The organism is Acinetobacter sp. ANC_7553 (assembly GCF_056779895.1).
Genome location: NZ_JBWYIV010000068.1, coordinates 1 through 222 on the forward strand (window position 1 = coordinate 1; position 222 = coordinate 222).

General features: G+C 47.3%; 1 protein-coding gene. It reads left to right on the forward strand.

Annotation, left to right across the window (positions count from 1 at the left end):
- Positions 1–222: enolase C-terminal domain-like protein (locus AC1M9I_RS14720; RefSeq protein ID WP_481611227.1), on the forward strand; the 222-nt coding region annotated here is incomplete at both ends.

Below are 222 nucleotides of genomic sequence, written 5' to 3' on the forward strand. Positions count from 1 at the left end.
CAAAGCGCAATGCTGCTTCTGTGTTTGCTGTAAAAGTTGCTCAGTCTGGTGGCCTACTCGAAGGTCGTGATGTAGCAACCATTGCAAACCTTGCTGGTGTAGATCTGTATGGTGGCACGATGCTTGAAGGCTCTGTTGGCACCATCGCTTCTGCACATTTGTTCTCGACCTTTGAGAATTTGGCATATGGCACTGAATTGTTTGGTCCATTGCTGTTAACTG